This window comes from Microbacterium sp. B19, assembly GCF_000333395.1.
GTDB lineage: Bacteria > Actinomycetota > Actinomycetes > Actinomycetales > Microbacteriaceae > Microbacterium.
In genome coordinates, this window is record NZ_BADA01000225.1 from 1 (window position 1) to 2,244 (window position 2,244).

At 66.6% G+C, this 2,244-nt stretch carries 2 protein-coding genes and 1 pseudogene; all 3 read right to left on the reverse strand.

Translation table 11 applies throughout. The features are described from left to right. Positions 1 to 436: pseudogene (locus tag I5G_RS25825) on the reverse strand (ABC transporter permease); the annotation flags it as partial. Continuing rightward, positions 433 to 573 carry a hypothetical protein gene (locus I5G_RS26205; RefSeq protein ID WP_022878652.1) on the reverse strand — a complete coding sequence of 47 codons (141 nt, stop codon included), beginning with the start codon at positions 571 to 573 and terminating at the stop codon, positions 433 to 435. The gene I5G_RS26205 and the pseudogene I5G_RS25825, both read right to left, overlap by 4 nt. A gap of 309 nt (positions 574 to 882) precedes the next feature. Next, on the reverse strand, positions 883 to 2,244 hold a 1,362-nt coding region (locus tag I5G_RS08380), incomplete at its 5' end, for a sugar ABC transporter ATP-binding protein (protein WP_022878653.1).

Consider the following 2,244-nt stretch of genomic DNA (forward strand, 5'->3'; position numbering starts at 1 on the left):
TCGGGATGCACTGCAGGATCACCGCGTAGGCATACGTGCTGCGCTCGACCCAGCGGGCCAGCGACATCGCGACGGCCCAGCCGATGCCGATGATCATGGCGACCAGCAGACCGGTGAGGGCGACGCCGGTGGTGCGGAACAGCGCGGTCCAGATGTCGACGCTGACCTGCGGGTCGAAGAAGCCCTTCGTGAACATCTCGTGGGGCATCGGCAGGAGGAAGCCCTTGCCCGTGGCCGTCAGGATGCCGGCGATCAGGTACCAGATGCCCACGAGCACGGCCAGCACGCCGAGGGGCGGGGCCGCGAGGATCAGCGCGCGCGTGATCTTGCTGCGACCGCGCGGGACCTTGGGGGCCGTGTCACCCGTCGGGGCGGGGGTGGATGCCGTGGGCTCGGACGTCTCGGAGACGACCGGCTCTGCAGAGGTGGTGCTCATGAGTGTCCTTCCCGGAGGGCGTGGGAGACCTCGCCGACGAGCTTGGCGAACTCGCCCGTGTAGCGGATCTCGGGGTCGCGAGGCATGTCGAAGGGAACCTCGAACGTGTCGACGAGGTGACCGGGGCGGCCGGACATGACGACGACCTTGGTGGAGAGGTAGACCGCTTCGGAGACCGAGTGCGTGATGAAGAGGCCACCGAACTTCTGCTCGACGAAGATCTTCAGCAGCTCGTCGTTCAGACGCTCGCGCGTGATCTAGGTTGTTGACGTTGCCCGGCATCAGCAGGCGCCCGCCGGTGAGCACCTGGAACAGCACGATGATGATGATCAGCGCGGCGAGGATGCCGAACTGCCGGAAGTTGATGCGCGCGAGCAGGCCGCGGCGGCGGGGCCCGGGCTGCGTCGGCGCTTCGACCGTCTGGGTGGATGCGGTGGCCATTGCTGTCAGTTCCTTCCGGCGGTCATGTGCCGCATGAGCGTCTCCTGGGTGGCATCCGCTCGGCTGACCTCGGCCGTGATGCGTCCCTCGGAGATGGTGTAGATGCGGTCGGAGAGGCCGATGACCTCGGGCAGCTCCGACGAGATGACGATGACGGCCTTACCCTGGGCCGCGAGTTCGTTGATGATTCCGTAGATCTCGTACTTCGCCCCGACGTCGATGCCGCGGGTGGGCTCGTCGAGGATCAGCACGTCGGGTCCGGTGAACATCCACTTCGACAGGACGACCTTCTGCTGGTTCCCGCCGGAGAGGCGTCCGGTGATCGCGGCGACGCTGGGCGCCTTGATGTTCATCTTGTAGCGGTACGAGTCGGCGACCTTGTACTCGCGATACCGGTCGACGACACCGAGGCGCGCGAGGCGGGCGAGGGCGGATGCCGAGACGTTGACCTGGATGTCGCCGATGAGGTTGAGACCGTACTTCTTGCGGTCCTCGGTGGCGTACGCGATGCCGTTCTTGATCGCGGCATCCACGGTCCGCACGTCGATCTGCTGACCGCTCTTGTAGACCTCGCCCGAGATCCCGGTGCCGTACATGCGCCCGAAGATGCTCATCGCGAGTTCGGTGCGGCCGGCGCCCATGAGACCGGCGAAGCCGACGATCTCGCCCGCGCGCACCATGAAGGACGCGTCGTCGATGACCACACGCTCGGTGTCGACGGGGTGGTGGACCGTCCAGTGCTCGACGCGGAACAGCTCGTCGCCGATGTCGGGTTCGCGCGGGGGGAAGAGGCTGTTGAGGTCGCGGCCGACCATCGCGCGGATGATGCGGCCTTCGTCGGTGTCGGGGTCGTCGCGCAGCATCGTCTCGATCGTGCGACCGTCGCGGATGATCGTGATGCGGTCGGCGATCCGCAGCACCTCCTTCAGCTTGTGGCTGATGATGATGCAGGTGATCCCCTGATCGCGCAGCTGGTCGATGAGGTCGAGCAGGTGGGCGGAGTCGTCGTCGTTGAGGGCGGCGGTGGGCTCGTCCAGGATGAGGAGCTTGACCTCCTTGGCCAGCGCCTTCGCGATCTCGACGAGCTGCTGCTTGCCGACACCGAGTTCGTAGATCTTGGTCGCCGGGTTCTCGCGGAGCCCCACGCGCTTGAGCAGCTCGGCGGCGGCGGTGTTGGTGGCGTTCCAGTCGATGACACCGCGCTTGGCCTTCTCGTTGCCGAGGAAGATGTTCTCGGCGATCGAGAGGTAGGGGCTGAGCGCCAGCTCCTGGTGGATGATGACGATGCCGGCGGCCTCGCTGTCGTTGATCGAGCGGAACGCGACCGGCTGGCCCTCGAGAGTGATCGTCCCGTCGAAGCGCCGGCG

Bases quoted from the DNA above. Each gene is read 5' to 3' on its own strand.
- I5G_RS26205 (WP_022878652.1), bottom strand. From the start codon at position 573: ATGTCCGGCCGCCCCGGTCACCTCGTCGACACGTTCGAGGTTCCCTTC.